This is a genomic window from Streptomyces sp. NPDC021093 (assembly GCF_044333135.1).
Classification (GTDB): domain Bacteria; phylum Actinomycetota; class Actinomycetes; order Streptomycetales; family Streptomycetaceae; genus Streptomyces.
In genome coordinates, this window is record NZ_JBIRQJ010000007.1 from 167,754 (window position 1) to 184,624 (window position 16,871).

The 16,871-nt window shown below is 71.9% G+C and carries 17 protein-coding genes; 9 read left to right on the forward strand and 8 right to left on the reverse strand.

Annotated elements, in window-relative coordinates; translation table 11 throughout:
* Positions 1 to 344: 344 nt before the first annotated feature.
* The gene (locus ACH4SP_RS22780; RefSeq protein WP_398417371.1) at positions 345 to 2,027 is read left to right on the forward strand and encodes a phospho-sugar mutase; all 1,683 of its coding nucleotides are present in this window, start codon (positions 345 to 347) and stop codon (positions 2,025 to 2,027) included.
* A gap of 94 nt (positions 2,028 to 2,121) precedes the next feature.
* On the opposite strand, the gene ACH4SP_RS22785 is transcribed toward ACH4SP_RS22780, so the two are convergent.
* On the reverse strand, positions 2,122 to 2,814 hold the full coding sequence (locus ACH4SP_RS22785; RefSeq protein ID WP_398417372.1) for an alpha/beta hydrolase: 693 nt from the start codon (positions 2,812 to 2,814) through the stop codon (positions 2,122 to 2,124).
* Between the two features lie 235 nt (positions 2,815 to 3,049).
* Here ACH4SP_RS22785 and ACH4SP_RS22790 point away from each other — a divergent pair, with 235 nt between their 5' ends.
* On the forward strand, positions 3,050 to 3,253 hold the full coding sequence (locus tag ACH4SP_RS22790) for a hypothetical protein (RefSeq protein ID WP_398417373.1): 204 nt from the start codon (positions 3,050 to 3,052) through the stop codon (positions 3,251 to 3,253).
* A 667-nt stretch (positions 3,254 to 3,920) separates the two neighbouring features.
* On the opposite strand, the gene ACH4SP_RS22795 is transcribed toward ACH4SP_RS22790, so the two are convergent.
* Genes ACH4SP_RS22795 through deoC form a run of 3 tightly spaced genes read right to left on the reverse strand, consistent with a single transcriptional unit; the run spans position 3,921 to position 7,220 of the window.
* Complete coding sequence (locus tag ACH4SP_RS22795; RefSeq protein ID WP_398417374.1) at positions 3,921 to 4,829, reverse strand: aldehyde dehydrogenase family protein; 909 nt, start codon at positions 4,827 to 4,829, stop codon at positions 3,921 to 3,923.
* Entirely contained in the window at positions 4,822 to 6,258 is a 1,437-nt protein-coding gene (locus tag ACH4SP_RS22800) for an aldehyde dehydrogenase family protein (protein ID WP_398417759.1), read from the reverse strand. Before ACH4SP_RS22800 ends, ACH4SP_RS22795 begins: the two co-directional genes overlap by 8 nt.
* Positions 6,258 to 7,220, reverse strand: coding sequence for a deoxyribose-phosphate aldolase (gene deoC, locus ACH4SP_RS22805; protein WP_398417375.1), 963 nt, complete (start codon positions 7,218 to 7,220; stop codon positions 6,258 to 6,260). Before deoC ends, ACH4SP_RS22800 begins: the two co-directional genes overlap by 1 nt.
* A 172-nt stretch (positions 7,221 to 7,392) precedes the next feature.
* Between deoC and ACH4SP_RS22810 the strand changes: the two genes are divergently transcribed.
* A complete protein-coding gene (locus tag ACH4SP_RS22810; RefSeq protein WP_398417376.1) occupies positions 7,393 to 8,046 on the forward strand; it encodes a PH domain-containing protein in 654 nt (217 codons plus the stop codon).
* A gap of 27 nt (positions 8,047 to 8,073) precedes the next feature.
* On the opposite strand, the gene ACH4SP_RS22815 is transcribed toward ACH4SP_RS22810, so the two are convergent.
* Together ACH4SP_RS22815 and ACH4SP_RS22820 are read right to left on the reverse strand one after the other, a co-directional pair.
* Positions 8,074 to 9,264, reverse strand: coding sequence for a mannosyltransferase family protein (locus ACH4SP_RS22815; protein ID WP_398417377.1), 1,191 nt, complete (start codon positions 9,262 to 9,264; stop codon positions 8,074 to 8,076).
* Between the two features lie 372 nt (positions 9,265 to 9,636).
* Positions 9,637 to 10,083: a hypothetical protein gene (locus ACH4SP_RS22820; RefSeq protein WP_398417378.1), complete on the reverse strand. Its 447-nt coding sequence runs from the start codon at positions 10,081 to 10,083 to the stop codon at positions 9,637 to 9,639.
* A 158-nt stretch (positions 10,084 to 10,241) separates the two neighbouring features.
* Between ACH4SP_RS22820 and ACH4SP_RS22825 the strand changes: the two genes are divergently transcribed.
* A complete protein-coding gene (locus ACH4SP_RS22825; protein ID WP_398417379.1) occupies positions 10,242 to 11,000 on the forward strand; it encodes a uridine kinase in 759 nt (252 codons plus the stop codon).
* A gap of 427 nt (positions 11,001 to 11,427) precedes the next feature.
* On the opposite strand, the gene ACH4SP_RS22830 is transcribed toward ACH4SP_RS22825, so the two are convergent.
* Entirely contained in the window at positions 11,428 to 12,267 is an 840-nt protein-coding gene (locus ACH4SP_RS22830) for a SigE family RNA polymerase sigma factor (protein WP_398417380.1), read from the reverse strand.
* 181 nt (positions 12,268 to 12,448) lie between these two features.
* Between ACH4SP_RS22830 and afsQ1 the strand changes: the two genes are divergently transcribed.
* The 5 genes from afsQ1 (at position 12,449) to ACH4SP_RS22855 (ending at position 16,296) form a co-directional block, all read left to right on the forward strand.
* Entirely contained in the window at positions 12,449 to 13,126 is a 678-nt protein-coding gene (afsQ1, locus tag ACH4SP_RS22835; RefSeq protein ID WP_189820919.1) for a two-component system response regulator AfsQ1, read from the forward strand.
* Positions 13,123 to 14,643, forward strand: a complete 1,521-nt coding sequence (locus ACH4SP_RS22840; RefSeq protein ID WP_398417381.1) for an ATP-binding protein — start codon at positions 13,123 to 13,125, stop codon at positions 14,641 to 14,643. Before afsQ1 ends, ACH4SP_RS22840 begins: the two co-directional genes overlap by 4 nt.
* Positions 14,643 to 15,314: a hypothetical protein gene (locus ACH4SP_RS22845; protein WP_398417382.1), complete on the forward strand. Its 672-nt coding sequence runs from the start codon at positions 14,643 to 14,645 to the stop codon at positions 15,312 to 15,314. Before ACH4SP_RS22840 ends, ACH4SP_RS22845 begins: the two co-directional genes overlap by 1 nt.
* Positions 15,315 to 15,443: 129 nt before the next feature.
* Positions 15,444 to 16,004 (forward strand): VanZ family protein, encoded by a 561-nt coding sequence (locus tag ACH4SP_RS22850; protein WP_398417383.1) that lies wholly within the window; start codon positions 15,444 to 15,446, stop codon positions 16,002 to 16,004.
* Between the two features lie 91 nt (positions 16,005 to 16,095).
* Positions 16,096 to 16,296 carry a PspC domain-containing protein gene (locus ACH4SP_RS22855; protein ID WP_398417384.1) on the forward strand — a complete coding sequence of 67 codons (201 nt, stop codon included), beginning with the start codon at positions 16,096 to 16,098 and terminating at the stop codon, positions 16,294 to 16,296.
* Between the two features lie 102 nt (positions 16,297 to 16,398).
* Here the strand turns inward: ACH4SP_RS22855 and ACH4SP_RS22860 are convergent, their stop codons facing one another.
* Positions 16,399 to 16,752, reverse strand: coding sequence for an ATP-binding protein (locus tag ACH4SP_RS22860; RefSeq protein WP_398417385.1), 354 nt, complete (start codon positions 16,750 to 16,752; stop codon positions 16,399 to 16,401).
* Positions 16,753 to 16,871 lie beyond the last annotated feature (119 nt).

Genomic DNA, 16,871 nt, shown 5'->3' on the forward strand with positions numbered 1-16,871 from the left:
CGGCCCCGCCCCCCTCGCCGCCCCTCCCGGGGGCGGGGTTCGTCCGTGCGGGTGGTTCGTGGCTGGTCGCGCAGTTCCCCGCGCCCCCAGAGGCAGGCCCCCGTGCTGCTGAGGGCAACTTCAGCCCGTCCGGCGTTTGAGGACGCGCGGCGCAGCCGTGCAGGGGGTCCGGGGGCCTGCCCCCGGTTTCGGGAAGGGGCGGGGAGGGGATAGCGCCGCAGGCAACGCCGGCCACCCACCGGCCCGCCCCGCGCTCACCGGCCCGCCCCGCGCCCGAGCGACCCGCCCCGCGACCAGAACCCCCACCCCACCCCCACCCCCACCAACCCTCCGAAAGGCGAACCGTGCCCCAGGCCCCCCAGGACCCCACCCTCCTCGCCCGCGCCAGCGCCTGGCTCGCCGAGGACCCCGACCCCGAGACCCGCGAAGAGCTCGCCAAGCTCATCGACGCCGAAGCCACCGCCGACCTCGCGGAGCGCTTCTCCGGCACCCTCCAGTTCGGCACCGCCGGCCTCCGCGGCGAGCTCGGCGCCGGCCCGATGCGGATGAACCGCGCCGTCGTCATCCGCGCCGCCGCCGGCCTCGCCGCGTACCTCAAGAAGCAGCCCGGCCGCCCCCACTCCACCGACGACGTGGTCGTCATCGGTTACGACGCGCGCCACAAGTCCGCGGACTTCGCCCGCGACACCGCTGCCGTCATGACCGGTGCCGGGCTCCGCGCCGTACTCCTCCCCCGCCCCCTCCCCACCCCCGTACTGGCCTTCGCCATAAGGCACTTGGGCGCGGTGGCGGGCGTCGAGGTGACGGCGAGCCACAACCCTCCCCGCGACAACGGCTACAAGGTCTACCTGGGCGACGGCTCCCAGATCGTCCCCCCGGCCGACCTCGACATCGCCGCCGAGATCGACGCGATCGAGGCCCTCGCGGACGTGCCCCGCCCCGAGGACGGCTGGCTGGTCCTCGACGAGGAGGTCCTGGAGGCCTACCTGGCCCGCACGGACGCCGTCCTGACCCCCGGTTCCCCCCGCACGGCCCGCACCGTCTACACGGCCATGCACGGCGTCGGCAAGGACGTCCTCCTCGCCGCCTTCGCCCGCGCGGGCTTCCCGGCCCCGACCCTCGTCGCCGAGCAGGCCGAACCCGACCCCGACTTCCCGACGGTCGCCTTCCCCAACCCGGAAGAGCCCGGTGCGATGGACCTGTCCTTCGCGACGGCCCGCCGCACCACCCCCGCCCCCGACCTGGTCGTCGCCAACGACCCGGACGCGGACCGCTGCGCCGTGGCGGTGCCCGACGCCGCCGTCGACGGCGGCTGGCGCATGCTGCGCGGTGACGAGGTGGGCGCGCTCCTCGCGGCCCACATCGTCCGCAAGGGCACGGCGGGCCCGGACGACGTGTTCGCCGAGTCGATCGTCTCCTCCTCCCTCCTCGGCCGCATCGCCGAGCAGGCGGGCATCGGCTACCAGGAGACCCTCACCGGCTTCAAGTGGATCGCCCGCGTCGAGAACATCCGTTACGGGTACGAGGAAGCGCTCGGCTACTGCGTGGACCCGGCCGGGGTCCGCGACAAGGACGGCATCACCGCCGCCCTGGCCATCACCGAACTCGCCTCCGAGCTCAAGGAGGAGGGCCGCACCCTCCTCGACCTCCTCGACGACCTGGCCCTCGCCCACGGCCTGCACGCGACCGACCAGCTCTCGGTCCGCGTCGAGGACCTGAGCATCATCGCCAACGCGATGACCCGCCTCCGCGAGCACCCGCCGACCGCCCTGGCGGGCCTCCCGGTCGTATCCGCCGAGGACCTCACCCGGGGCACGGAGTCCCTCCCCCCTACGGACGGCCTCCGCTACCACCTCACGGGCGCCCGCGTGATCGTCCGCCCGTCCGGCACCGAGCCCAAGCTCAAGTGCTACCTGGAGGTCGTCGTCCCGGTCACGGACGCGTCCGCCCTCCCGGCGGCCCGCATCCGGGCCGCCGAAACCCTGGCCGCCATCAAGCGCGACCTGTCGGCGGCGGCAGGCATCTGACGGCTTCCGCGAGAGCGCGGCAAGGACGGGGACCGTGTGTGGTTCCGAGCGATGACCGCTCGGAACCACACACGGTCCCCTCGCTCTTCCCCGCTCAACCGAGTTCGCTCGCCGCCGTCTCGACGAGATCGCTGACCGGACCCGGCAGGGACGCCAACGAGGCGTGGCTCGCGTCGAGTTCGATGGTCTTGCGGGGGTTCATCCGCTCGGCCATCCGGCGCTCGTTGTCCGGGTGGATCATGCGGTCCTGGGCGGAGACCTGGTACCAGCTCGGTTTGGTGCGCCAGGCCGGGGAGGTCACGTTGTCGCCGAAGGCGGAGCCCAGGGGTGCCTTCTGGGTCACCGCCATGACGAGTGCCTCTTCCGCGGTCAGGTCCTGGCAGAAGCTCTCGTGGAACTTGTCCTGCCTGACCCACAGATAGCCGTCGGAGTCCGGTGCGATGTTCTCGAACGCGGCGGGCGGCGTCTCCTGGCTGAGCTGCCCCGGGCTCTCGCCCGCGTCCGGGGCGAACGCCGCGATGTAGACCAGCCCGGCGACATTCGGCAGGTCCCCGGCCTCGGTGATCACCGCGCCGCCGTAGGAGTGCCCGACCAGCAGGACGGGCCCGTCGATCTGCTTGACCATCTGCTGGGTGCGCGCGGCGTCGTCGGCCAGCGAGGTCAGCGGGTTCTCGACCGCGTGCAGGTCGGTGAACCCGCGCCGGTGCAGTTCGACGATGACCTTCGACCAGTGGGCGGCTCCGCCCCAGAAACCGTGCACCAGTACGACAGCGGGCTTGGCGGCCATCACACGTCCTGCTCTCTCACTCGGGAGTCCGCCCCCTCGCAGCCACGGTAGGCCGAGGATTCCCAGGGCGCGACCGCGAAGGCCGCCGGGCCCGAGCGCGGAGAGCGCGATCCTCCGCGCGGAGAGGACGACGCGGGGCCTGCCCGGCCACCGACCCCGTCCCGAACCCCTGGAGCCCCTCGGACCCCTGACGTACAGTGACCCCAAGATCAGCGACAGTTGGGGGCGAAGCACGGTGAATACGTACAACGGGTACAGCGACCGGCACGGCACATCTCCGCGCGACACCGCCGGTGCCGAGGTGCGGATCGCAGCTCAGGCCGGGAACTTCCTGCGCGTGTCGCTGCTCGCTCTGGCGGGCCTCGCGGGTCTCGCGGTCCTCGCCCTGGTCGTCACCGGAGTCGTGGCCTCCGTCATGGCCAGCGCCAGCCCCTCCTGACGGGAACTGTCCGAGGCACAGTAGGCTCCGCTTCGCTTCGCTCAGAGGCCTTCATCGGGCGGCAGCGGAGTCCGGCAATGTGGCGCGGCAAACACGAACGCGTTCGGCGATTCCGCCCTCTGCGGGGGCGTGGTGACCGCGCAGGACGCCGAGGCCGTACTCACGGGCGCGGGCAGGGTCTCCGGCCGTCCGGGTCCGCGAAGCGGTGCGGACGACGGCAGGACGCGGTTCGACTGCGTCATCGAGCGCAGCGCGGCGGCCCTGCCGGGCTCCGGCACACAGCCCCTCCACCTCCGGGGGACCGACGAACGCGGGGACTTCGCCTCCACCGGCGCCCGGTGGCCGGACGCCTCGACGGTGTCGTTCTTCCCGGGCGGCGGCGCGGCCCGGCGGCCGTGCCTGGGTCCAGCTCCCGGCGGCCTGTACGGACGGCGGGGCGGGGCTGGTGGAGGCGTACGCTCCGGAGGCCGCGGCCCCGCGACGTGTTCGCCGCCTTCACCGCGGCAGCCGCGGCCAAGTTCGGCTGCGCGAAGCCTTAGCGGGGTCCCCCACGGCCCTTGGCGGGCTCCTCCACAGCCTTGGCGGGGTCCTCCACGGATGCGGAAGGCCCCCGTACTCACCCTGTTTACGGGGAGTACGGGGGCCCGGTCCCTTGCGGGCTACCCGGTCAGTACGCCGAGCCCGACGCGCCCAGCGAGCCCGTCGGGTGCCAGACCGTCTTGGTCTCCAGGAAGGCGGTCAGGCGCTCCGTGCCCTGGGGTGCGGTCCAGTCCGTCGAGGCCGACGGGCGCAGGACGCGCTTCAGGTTGTCTGCCGCCGCGATCTCCAGGTCGCGGGCCAGGTCGGTGCCCGCGCCCGCTCCCGTGAGGTCGATCGCGTTGACGTCCTGGTGGGCGGCGAGGGAGGGGGCGATCTCCGAGGCCTTGCCGGTCAGGATGTTGATCACGCCGCCGGGGAGGTCGGACGTGGCCAGGACCTCGCCCAGGGAGAGGGCCGGGAGCGGGGACTTCTCCGACGCGATGACGACGACGGTGTTGCCGGTCGCGATGACCGGGGCGATCGTCGAGACCAGGCCCAGGAAGGAGGAGTCCTGCGGGGCCACGACGGTGACGACGCCCGTCGGCTCCGGGGTGGAGAGGTTGAAGAACGGGCCCGCGACCGGGTTCCCGCCGCCCGCGACCTGGGCGATCTTGTCGGTCCAGCCCGCGTACCAGACCCAGCGGTCGATCGCCGCGTCGACGACCGCGCCCGCCTTCGACTTGGAGAGGCCCTCGGCCTCGCCGACCTCGCGGACGAACTGCTCGCGGCGGCCCTCCAGCATCTCGGCGATGCGGTAGAGGATCTGGCCGCGGTTGTACGCGGTGGCGCCGGCCCAGCCGCCGAAGGCCTTGCGGGCCGCGACGACCGCGTCACGGGCGTCCTTGCGCGAGGCGAGGGGCGCGTTGGCGAGCCAGTTGTTCTTCGCGTCCTGCACTTCGTACACCCGGCCGCTCTCGGAACGGGGGAACTTGCCCCCGACGTACAGCTTGTAGGTCTTGAAAACGCTCAGGCGCTTCACGTCGGTCGACTCAGACATCGAGGTACGCCTCCAGGCCGTGGCGACCGCCCTCGCGGCCGTAACCCGACTCCTTGTAGCCGCCGAACGGCGACGTGGGGTCGAACTTGTTGAATGTGTTGGCCCAGACGACACCCGCCCGGAGCTTGTTCGCGACCGCGAGGATGCGCGAGCCCTTCTCCGTCCAGATGCCGGCGGAGAGGCCGTACTGCGTGTTGTTGGCCTTGGCGACGGCCTCGTCGGGCGTCCGGAAGGACAGCACGGACAGGACCGGGCCGAAGATCTCGTCGCGGGCCACCGTGTGCGCCTGGGTGACGTTCGTGAAGAGCGTCGGGGCGAACCAGTAGCCGGAGGCGGGGAGTTCGCACGGGGCGGACCAGCGCTCGGCTCCCTCCGCCTCGCCCGTGTCGGCCACGGCCTTGATACGGGCGAGCTGCTCGGCGGAGTTGATCGCGCCGATGTCGGTGTTCTTGTCGAGCGGGTCGCCGAGGCGGAGGGTGGAGAGGCGGCGCTTGAGGGCGTCGAGCAGCTCGTCCTGGATCGACTCCTGGACGAGGAGGCGGGAGCCCGCGCAGCAGACCTGGCCCTGGTTGAAGAAGATGCCGGTGACGATGCCCTCGACGGCCTGGTCGATGGGGGCGTCGTCGAAGACGATGTTCGCGCCCTTGCCGCCCAGTTCGAGGGTGACCTTCTTCGAGGTGCCCGCCACCGAGCGGGCGATGGCCTTGCCGACGGCGGTCGAGCCCGTGAAGGCGACCTTGTTGACGTCGGGGTGGTTGACGAGGGCCGCGCCCGTGTCGCCGTACCCGGGAAGGATGTTGACGACGCCGCGCGGCAGGCCCGCCTGGCGGCAGATGTCGGCGAAGAAGAGCGCGGAGAGCGGGGTGGTCTCGGCGGGCTTCAGGACGACCGTGTTGCCGGTGGCGAGCGCCGGGGCGATCTTCCACGCGAGCATCAGGAGCGGGAAGTTCCAGGGGATGACCTGGCCCGCGACGCCCAGCGGCTTCGGGTTGGCGCCGTAGCCCGCGTGGTCGAGCTTGTCGGCCCAGCCCGCGTAGTAGAAGAAGTGCGCGGCGACGAGGGGGAGGTCGGCGTCCCTCGTCTCCTTGATCGGCTTGCCGTTGTCCAGCGTCTCCAGGACGGCCAGCTCGCGCGAGCGCTCCTGGATGATGCGGGCGATGCGGAAGAGGTACTTGGCGCGCTCGGAGCCCGGCAGCGCGGACCAGCTGCCGAACGCCTTGCGGGCCGCCTTCACGGCACGGTCCACGTCGTCCTGGCCCGCGAGGGCCACCTCGGACAGGACCTCTTCGGTGGAGGGGCTGACGGTCTTGAAGACCTTGCCGTCCGCCGCCTCGGTGAACTCGCCGTCGATGAACAGGCCGTACGACGGGGCGATGTCGACGACCGCGCGGGACTCCGGCGCGGGTGCGTACTCAAAAGTCATGCGGATCAGTCCACCGTCACGTAGTCGGGGCCGGAGTAGCGGCCCGTGCTGAGCTTCTGACGCTGCATCAGCAGGTCGTTGAGCAGGCTGGATGCGCCGAAGCGGAACCAGTGGTTGTCCAGCCAGTCCGCGCCCACGGTCTCGTTGACCAGCACCAGGAACTTGATCGCGTCCTTGGTGGAGCGGATGCCGCCGGCCGGCTTCACGCCGATCTGGATGCCGGTCTGGGCGCGGTAGTCCCGGACGGCCTCCAGCATGAGGAGGGTGTTGGGCGGGGTGGCGTTGACCGCGACCTTGCCCGTGGAGGTCTTGATGAAGTCCGCGCCGGCCAGCATGCCGAGCCAGGAGGCGCGGCGGATGTTGTCGTACGTGGACAGCTCGCCGGTCTCGAAGATGACCTTGAGGCGGGCCCTGTCGCCGCACTCCGCCTTCACGGCGAGGATCTCTTCGTAGACCTTGAGGTAGTGCCCGGCGAGGAAGGCTCCCCGGTCGATCACCATGTCGATCTCGTCCGCGCCCGCCTCGACGGCGTCGCGCACGTCGGCCAGCTTGATCGGGAGGGCGGCACGGCCGGCCGGGAAGGCGGTCGCGACGGAGGCGACCTTGATGCCGGTTCCGGCCAGGGCCTCCTTGGCGGTGGCCGCCATGTCGGGATACACGCAGATCGCGGCGACCGTGGGGGTCGTGCGGTCGGTGGGGTCCGGGTGGGCGCCCTTGGCGCACAGCGCCCGGACCTTGCCCGGGGTGTCCGCGCCTTCGAGCGTGGTCAGGTCGATCATCGAGATGGCCAGGTCGATGGCGTACGCCTTGGCCGTGGTCTTGATCGAGCGAGTGCCGAGCGCGGCGGCGCGGGCCTCCAGGCCGACGGCGTCGACGCCGGGCAGCCCGTGCAGGAAGCGGCGCAGTGCGCTGTCGGACGCGGTCGCGTCGACAAATGCGGATGCGGGAGCGGATGCAGAGGTGGGCATGGTCACCACTGGAGCATATCTACGCGCGTAGCGTCCTGTACACCCCGTGGGGGGAAGAAGGGGCCACCCCGTGGGGGGAAGAAGGGGCCACCCCGTGGGGGAGGAAGGGGCGCTCCGTTGGGGGGCAAGGGCTTCTTCGGCCTCGTACCGGGCGTCAGGCAGAATCGGGCCCATGACAAGCACCGGTCCCACTCCCCCCTCGGACTCCGACGAGCCGACGGTCTACGCCGACCGCGTCTTCCGTACGGGCGCCAATGTCTTCTGGGGCTGCCTGATGCTCGCCGTCTGCCTCTGGCTCGGCATCGACGCGGTGCGCAAGAGCGAGGCCATGACGGTCTGGAAGGTGCTCTCCGGGCTGCTTTTCGCGGTGCCGCTGGTGGTGGCGTTCATGCTGCGGCCCGCCGTGTTCGCGAACGAGGACCGGCTCCGGATCCGCAATCCGTTCCGTACGATCGTGCTCCCCTGGGCATCCGTCGACGCGATCCGCACCGGTTACTCCAGTGAGGTCCTGGCGGACGGCGCGAAGTACCAGATGTGGTCCGTGCCGGTGTCCCTGCGGCAGCGGAAGAAGGCCGTCCGCAACCAGGCGAGGGCCGCTGCGGCGGACGACCCGAAGCAGAGCCGCGCCGCGTTCGGCCGCTCGTCGCCCGCGGACCGGCCGCAGGTCGCCGCGAGCGACCAGATCGTACGGGACCTGCAGGACCTCGCGGAATCGTCGGCGGCGCGGCCGGGCGCGCAGGGCAAGCCGTCGGTGCGGTGGGCGTTCGAGATCATCGTGCCGTGCGTGGTGGGGCTGGTGGCGCTGATCGTGCTGCTGGCGGTCTAGGGACCGCGCGCACGTTCCGCCTGACCGCTACGGCGCCCCCGGCCAGACCAGCGTCATGTAGCCGCCGAGGTACGCCGAGAACAGTGCCGCACCGCCCACCACCAGCACCGCCGTCGTCACGCGGGCCCGTGCGAGGGCCACCGCGACCGGCAGCAGCAGCGGGAACGCCGGGAGCAGGAAGCGGGCGCGCGGGAAGTACACGCCGTCGGTGCCGAGGACGATGAGCAGCATCACAGCGCTGAACACGAGCAGCGGGAGCGGCTGCCGGCCGGCGACGCAGAGCGCGAAGAGCACGGCGGAGGCCGCCAGCACTCCCGTCACCAGGACCGGGAAGAGCGGCGGCGCGGCGGAGTACACCAGCAGCCCGCGCATCTCGCGGAGGGTCGACGCGCCGCCGTCCCACGCGTTGTTCCAGTGGCGTTGTACGGAGAGATAGCCGTCCCAGCGGCCCAGTCGCAGGCCCACCCAGCCTACGTACGAGAGCCAGCCGAGGGGGGCGATGAGGCCGGCGAGGAGGGCGCTGTGGGGGCGGGCGGTGCCGCTGCTTGCGTTGCCTCCACTGCCTCCACTGCCTCCGCCGCTTCCGCTGCTTCCACTGCCTCCGCTGCCGAAGCAGGCCGCGGCCATGACTGCCGCCGCGACGGCGATGCCCGTGGGGCGGGTGAGGCCCGCGAGGCAGGCGAGAGTCGCGGCGGTGAGCCAGCGGCCGGTCAGGACCGCGTACAGGGTCCAGGCGGCGAGCGCCGTGAACAGCGACTCCGTGTAGCCCATCCACTGGACGAGGGCCACCGGGTGCGCGCTCCAGAGGACGGCGAGGAGTGTGCCCGTACGGCGCCCGTGGAGGTGGTTCCCGACGGCGAAGATCCCCCATGCGGCGACGAACGACGCAGCCACGGCGAGGAGCAGGCCGAGGGCGGCCGGGCCGGGAAAGGGCCCCGGGAGTGCCTGGTCCGCGCCTCTGACCAGGAGCGGCTGGAGGGGGAAGAAGGCCAGGCTGCGGAGGCTGGCGTAGCCGCGCTCGGCGATGTCGGCGTACCACTCGGAGTCCCAGGAGGCGGCCAGCAGCGGCCAGACGCCGTGGCCGCGGAGATGCGTCCAGGGGATGAGGACGGAGAGACCGAGGAGGTGGACGGCGAGGTGGCCGAGGAGGGCGGGAGTGGCTGCGGCTGCGGGGGTTGTGGCTGTGATCGTGGCTGCGGTCGTACGTTGCGCGTACAAGGCGGACCTGGCTCCTGGGGGTGCGGGAGCTACAGGCTGCAGGGGGTGGGGCGTGGGGGTGGCGGACTGGTGAGGGTGGCGGGGGAATTGCACTCGGACGGCGGGGCGGGGGCGGGAGTGCGGTCGCGGGGGCGTGCGGTCGTGAGGGGGCGTGCCGCAGCGGGGGGCCGCCCCCTTGCCCACCCGTCCCGCCCCCGGGGGGCGGCCCCGCTGCCCAAGAGGGCTAGGGGGCTAAGGGGGCAGGCTTTTAGGGGCGCGGGGAACTGCGCGATCAGCCACGACGTACCCGCACGAAGACCACCCCGCCGCCCCGCGCCAAGCAGCCCGCACGACGACCACCCCGCCGCCCCGCGCCCCAGCGGCCCGCACCCCCTACCCCGGGAGGGCTCCCGTCACCGTGCCCACCACCGGGAGGTCCTTCAGGCCGGCGCCCTTGGCCAAGGGGGCCGTCGCCGCCGCCGTGTTGACCGGCTGGAAGTCGGCGATCTGCGTGCCGACCGTGTTGTCGAGCGGGTCGACCGAGGTGCCCGCGAGCGGGTTGAGCCGCATGCTCTTCGCGGGCGCGATGCCGCCCGCCGCCGCGTGCTGGAGTGCGCCGGTCAGTGCCTGTCCCGGAGTCGCACCGACCTCGTCGAGCGACTGGTCGACGCCGGGCAGCGGCAGGGTGACCGGGGCCACGGCGAGCGCGGCGGGCGTGGCGGCCGGAGCAGCCTGGGCGGCGCCCGCTCCTGCCGACAGTGCGGCGCCGACCGCCGTCACCGTGAGGCCGGCCTGGAGCAGGGCGCGGCGCGGGGACCTGGGGGCTGTGTGACGTGCCATGAAGTACTACCCATCTGCGTCTTGGAGCGAGTAATCGGGTAATCCTGGGAGGGAGTTCGTGGACGAGTGACCGGCGATTGGGTAATCGCGCGCGTACGCAGCGTAGTTGAGGGGTCGGCGTCGAAACGAACGACGTCGCCCGGGGAGACCTGGGCGGGGTGAATGCCGCACACTTGTATCCCGTGAGCTCTTCTCCCGTACGCGCCCGCGTCGTCCTTCTCGCAGGCCCCTCCGGCTCCGGCAAGTCGTCCCTCGCCGCGCGCGCCCAGCTGCCCGTACTGCGCCTCGACGACTTCTACAAAGAGGGCGACGACCCCACGTTGCCGCAGGTCACGGGCAGTACGGACATCGACTGGGACTCTCCGCTCTCCTGGGACGCGGACGTGGCGGTCGCCGCCGTCGAGGAGCTCTGCCGGACCGGGCGGACGACTGTTCCCGTGTACGACCTCGCCTCCAGCTCACGGGTGGACGAGGAGGCGCTCGACATCGAGCGCACGCCCTTGTTCGTGGCGGAGGGGATCTTCGCGGCGGACATCGTGACGCGGTGCCGGGAACTGGGCGTGCTGGCCGACGCGCTGTGTCTGCGCGGGCGGCCCTTCACGACGTTCCGTCGGCGGCTGCTGCGCGATCTGCGCGAGGGCCGCAAGTCGGTGCCGTTCCTGCTGAGGCGGGGGTGGCGGCTGATGCGCGCCGAGCGGGGGATCGTGGCGCGGCAGGTGGCGCTCGGGGCGTTCGCGTGCGGCAAGGACGAGGCACTGGGCCGGCTGGCGGCTGCGGCGGCGGGGCGGCGGCCGGGGGCGGTTGCCGGAGCGGGAACTGGAGCGGGAGCTGGAGCTGGAGCTGGGGTTGTACGGGCTTCCGGCGCGGCCGGAACGGCTTCCGCGTCGGCGGCGGGGGCTGCGGAGCCGGCTGCGTAGGCTGCGTGCGGCTGGGTGGGTGGCCGGTGTTGCCTGCGGCGCCATCCCCTCCCCACCCCTTCCCGCTGTGACATTTGCGGCTCCGCCGCGTGGCGCTCGCCGCAGGGCGGTTCACGGCTCGCGCCGGTGGGGGCTGATGTCCCGGGCTGCGCCCGGTGCACGGCTGCGCCGCGCGTCCTCAAACTCCCCCAAGGTCTTAGGGACCAGGGGGTACCCCCTCGACGGGCTAATTTGCCCGCACACGAAAACGGGACCCCGCCAGCCCCCCAGCCGACGTGGTCCCGCTCCGCATACCCCCCGTGGATCCCCCCGGATCCCCCCATTCCCCCCGTACCACCGCCGTCTCCCCCGAAACAGCGGCCCCCGTTCCCCCATTTCCCCCGTTGCCCAGGGACAAAGACTCTCGTCCCCGAGCACCTCACATCCTTCAGGCGACCAGCTCGCCGAAGGACTCCTCCTCGTCACGGCCGAAGCTGAGGACCTCGTCCTCACGCAGCCGGCGGAGCGACCGCCAGATGCTGGACTTCACCGTGCCGACACTGATGTCGAGGATGTCCGCGATCTCCGGATCGGTGCGGCCCTCGTAGTAGCGCAGGACGAGCATCGTGCGCTGGAGTTCGGGGAGGCGTGCCAGGGCCTGCCACAGGACCGCGCGCAGTTCCGTGCCGCGCATGGCGTCCGTGTCGAGAGCCGTCTCCGGCAGCTCCTCCGTCGGGTATTCGTTCAGCTTGCGGCGGCGCCACTGGCTGATGTGCAGGTTGGTCATGGTGCGGCGGAGGTAGCCCCCGACCGCCGCCTTGTCGCTGATCCTGTCCCAGGCGCGGTACGTCGAGAAGAGGGCGCTCTGGAGGAGGTCCTCCGCTTCGAAGCGGTCGCCGGTCAGGTGGTAGGCGGTTGCGTACAGGGAGGCGCGGCGCTCCTGGACGTAGGCGGTGAATTCCGCCTCCGCCGCAGTCGCGTGCGCCCGCTCCCCCGAGCTCTCCCCGTACGTCACCTTCGGTGCTGCCGACGCTCCCCCGAGCGTCCCCGTGACAGCTTCCCCGTTCCCCCCGGTGGTGCCCCCCGTGGTCCCCCCGGTGTTCCCCCCGTTGGTTCCCCCCGGCACGTCCACGATCGTCATGTACTGGCTGTACGACGACGACCGCTGACGCCCGGTGCTGCGACCGCACCCCCGCCCGGTCACAGCACCGGACTTCTCCATGCTCCTCACGACATCGTGGAGACGCGTGACAACTGCGCTTGAGTTGGTGCTGTGCAGTGCGTTCATCTCGCGCCCCCCGTCGGTGGAGTCCGTAGCAGTCCGTGTGCAAACGAGATTGCCCGCGCAGTTTCATAGCGAGGTCCGGCGACTGTCACAGGGCTGTCACAGGGACCGTGTCGGCAGGTCGGCTCGGATGGGAGCGCTCCAACTGTCGAACTCGTACGCCCCCATGGGCCAGAATGGCCAGGTGCCATTCCTGTTGCTGATCGAGGACGACGACGCCATCCGTACGGCGCTTGAGCTGTCGCTCACGCGTCAGGGACACCGTGTTGCCACGGCAGCCACGGGTGAAGACGGATTGAAACTGCTGCGCGAACAGCGCCCCGACCTGATCGTGCTGGATGTGATGCTGCCGGGGATCGACGGTTTCGAGGTGTGCCGGCGGATCAGACGCACCGATCAGCTGCCGATCATCCTGCTCACGGCCAGGAGCGACGACATCGACGTCGTGGTGGGTCTTGAGTCCGGCGCGGACGACTACGTCGTCAAGCCCGTGCAGGGGCGGGTGCTCGACGCCCGGATCCGGGCCGTACTGCGGCGCGGTGAGCGGGAGGCCAACGACGCGGCCTCGTTCGGGTCGCTGGTGATCGACCGCTCGGCGATGACCGTGACGAAGAACGGGGAGGATCTGCAGCTGACCCCGACCGAGCTGCGGTTGCTGCTCGAACTCAGCAGGAGGCCGGGGCAGGCGCTGTCCCGGCAGCAGTTGCTGCGGCTGGTGTGGGAGCACGACTACCTGGGCGATTCACGGCTGGTGGACGCCTGTGTGCAGCGGCTGCGGGCGAAGGTCGAGGACGTCCCTTCGTCACCGACGCTGATCCGTACGGTCCGTGGTGTGGGCTACCGGTTGGACACGCCTTCGTGAGTACGGTCGCCAAGCGGGCCCTGATCGCCGGGCTGCGCTGGACCAGCCTGCGGCTGCGGCTGGTGGTGGTGTTCGCCCTGGTGGCGCTGACCGCTGCCGTGTCCGTGGCGGGCATCGCGTACTGGCTCAACAGGGAAGCCGTGCTGACGCGCACCCAGGACAGCGCGCTCAACGACTTCCGGCAGGCGATGCAGAGCCGGGTCGCCACCCTGCCGCTCCAGCCCACCCAGGCCGAACTCCAGACCGCCGCCGAGCAGATGTCGGCGATGTCCACCAGCCCCGGGTACAGCGTGCTGCTCGTGGACAGCCGCGACGGCGGCAAGCCCGTGGTCGGGTACTCCGACCTCGACGCCTTCACGCTCGACGACGTACCGACCAACCTCGCGCAGCAGGTGAACCGGGAACAGCCGGTCACCGCCGGGAACGCGTATCCGTACCACCTGTTCTGGGTGCGTACGAATCTGCGCAACGCGCCGTACCTGGTGGGCGGGGCCAAGGTCATCGGGGGCGGGCCCACCGGGTACATGCTGACCTCGCTCAAGCAGGAGCGGGACGATCTGAACTCCCTGGCGTGGTCCTTGGGGATCGCGACCGGGCTGGCGCTGCTGGGGTCGGCGCTGCTGGCGCAGGCCGCGGCCACGACCGTGCTGAAGCCGGTGCAGCGGCTGGGGGACGCGGCGCGGCGGCTGGGCGAGGGGAAGCTGGACACGCGGCTGCGGGTGTCGGGGACCGATGAACTCGCCGATCTGTCGCGGACGTTCAACAGGACCGCCGCCCAGCTGGAGAAGAAGGTCGCGGACATGAGTGCGCGGGAGGAGGCGAGCCGGCGGTTCGTCGCCGACATGTCGCACGAGCTGCGGACGCCGCTGACCGCGATCACCGCGGTGGCGGAGGTCCTTGAGGACGAGGCGGACAGCCTCGATCCGATGATCGCGCCCGCGGTCCACCTGGTCGTGAGCGAGACGCGGCGGCTGAACGACCTGGTCGAGAATCTGATGGAGGTCACCCGGTTCGACGCGGGCACGGCCCGGCTGGTGCTGGACGACGTCGATGTCGTCGACCAGGTGACGGCCTGTCTCGACGCCCGTGCCTGGCTGGACGCGGTGGAGCTGGACGCGACGCGCGGGCTGATGGTGCGGCTGGATCCGCGGCGGCTCGACGTGATCCTGGCGAATCTGGTCGGGAACGCGCTCAAGCACGGGGGTTCGCCGGTCGGGGTGTCCGTACGGGCCGTCGACGGCGAGCTGGTGATCGAGGTACGGGACCACGGCCCCGGTATCCCGGCGGACGTCCTGCCGCACGTCTTCGACCGCTTCTACAAGGCGAGCGCGTCCCGGCCCCGGTCGGAAGGCAGCGGGCTCGGTCTCTCCATCGCCATGGAGAACGCGCTGATCCACGGGGGCGGCATCACGGCCGCCAACTCGCCCGACGGCGGCGCGGTGTTCACGCTGCGGCTGCCCCGGGACCTGGAGCCCGAGGAGCAGGCCGACGACACCCAGGTCCGGGGGCAGAGCTGATGCGGGAGCCGATGCAGGCAGGGAAGAGGGCGGGGCTCGTGTGCGCCGCGCTGGTGGCTCTCGCGGCCACCGCCGGGTGCGGCATCCGCACCACCCAGGTGCCCGTCGACGCGGGGGCCGCACCGTCCCGGGTGTCCTGCGACGTACCGGCCAAGTCCGCGGAGGAGCAGGCGCAGACGGGCTCCACGGTGCGGGTTTTCCTGGTGTGCGGGGCCGGTCTGGTGTCCGTGCAGCGGGTGGTGGCGGTGCCCGAGGAGGCCATGGCCGCGGACCGGATGCGGGCCGCCCGGTCGCTCCTCGACGAGCTCCAGCGGGATCCGTCCGAGGAGGAGGAACAGGCCGGGTTCAGTACGGACGTGCGCGGCTCGCTGACGGTGTCCGGGCCCCGGACCGGGGATCCGAAGCAGACGCTGCGGCTCAGCCGGCAGCCCGACGACCTGCCCCCCCACGCGCTGGCCCAGATCGTCTGTACGTACTCGGGGAGCGCGGCCGACGACGGCGGCGGCTCGGTCGAGCTGGGCGGGCCGTCCGAGGACCCGCCCCGGAAGTACCAGTGCACGGCGGCCCTGAAGGCGCGCCCCGAGGCGGTGCCGACACTGGGCGACGTACGGGGCACACCGACGGCCACGGCCGGTTCGGGGCCGACGCTTCCGGGTGCCTCGCCGTCGTGAGAGCACGTGGTGAGCGCACATCGTGATTGTTCGTAAATAAACCTCTTGGGCGGGACCGGATCGCACCTTTCCGGGTCCTCTTGCTCCGGGTGGGGAACCGATCCGCGCGGCCCTCGCGTCTTGGGGGGCGTGCGTCAAGGTCAGAGCGGCAGTGCCGTCATCCGCTACCGCGTGACGGGGAGTCTTCTCCTCCTCGCGCATCTGCTGCTCGTGGCCTGGGTGACCCTGCGTCCCCTGGACGACGTGCTGTGGGTGACCGCCCCCAATCTCCGGCCGCTGGCCGGCATCCGGGCGGACCTGGCGCTCGGGCCCGTGGAGGCCGCCCGCCGGATCGGCGAGGGTCTTGCGCTGCTCGCGCCGCTGGGGGTGCTGCTGCCGATGGCGGGCGGGCGGCTGCGGGTGTCCCCGTTCGTCTCTCTCGTACGCACCGTGGCGGCCGGCGCCCTGCTGTCGCTCGGCATCGAGCTGTGGCAGACCGGGGTGCCGGGCCAGGTCGTGGACGTGGACGCGGTGCTGCTGAACACCGTGGGGATCGCGCTGGCCCACCTCGTCGTCGTACCGCTGACACGGGCGCGGCTCCGACGCAGGTGGGAGGGGGCTCGTACCCGGGTAGGGGGTGCGACCCGGACGGAGGAGGAGACGGAGCGGGGGTCGACCCCGAGGATTTCCAGGGTCGGGGTCGCCCCGTAGAGCGATGCCCGGTTCGGGCGGTGGCGGGAGTATTGAGTACATCGGGAGCCGACGAAGCGCTCCCCCACCTGAGCTCGTGAAGGAGCCCGCCATGACCGCACTTGTCCGCCCCCGCGACGGCCGTGTGATCGGCGGAGTGTGCGCTGCGCTGGCCCGGCGCTTCGGCACCTCCGCGACCACGATGCGCGTGATCTTCCTGGCCTCTTGTCTGCTGCCGGGGCCGCAGTTCCTGATCTACCTGGGGCTGTGGGTCTTCCTGCCGGGCGAGAAGACCGCGAAGACCGCCTGGTAGTCCGCACACGTCCGGTAGTCCGTACCCACGTACGTGGAAGGGGCGCGCCTCCCTGTGGGAGACGCGCCCCTTCCACGTGTGCCGTGCGGGTGCCGTGCTGGATCAGCCGCCGAGGCCCGGGACCGCACCGGTGGGCAGGCCGCTGGTGGGCAGGTTGCCGGTGGGCAGGGCGCTGCCGACCGGCAGGCCTCCGACGAGGCTGCCGACCGGGTCGCCGGGCTTCGGGGCCGTGGCGGCACCCTTGTTGAGCGCGTCCGAGCCCGCCTGCAGGGCCTCGGGGACACCGGCGGGGAGCTGGCCCGCGACCTGGTCGACCGGGAGGGCGCCCGCGACGGTGCCCAGCGCGGCGGCGGCGTCCGGGGCGGCGGGAGCGGCGCTGGCGGAGCCGGCGGCAGCGGCGACGAAGGCGGCACCGAGAGCGGCGGCACCGAGGGTCTTGGCAGCAGACTGCTTCATGAAAACAACGTCCTCAGAAATGGGGGGAAGTGAGCGGCTCTGCAAGCTAGTCAGAGCTTTCCGCACCCCGCAAACACCACCCGACGGCCGGGAGTTGATATTCCCGGCCGCCTGTGCGA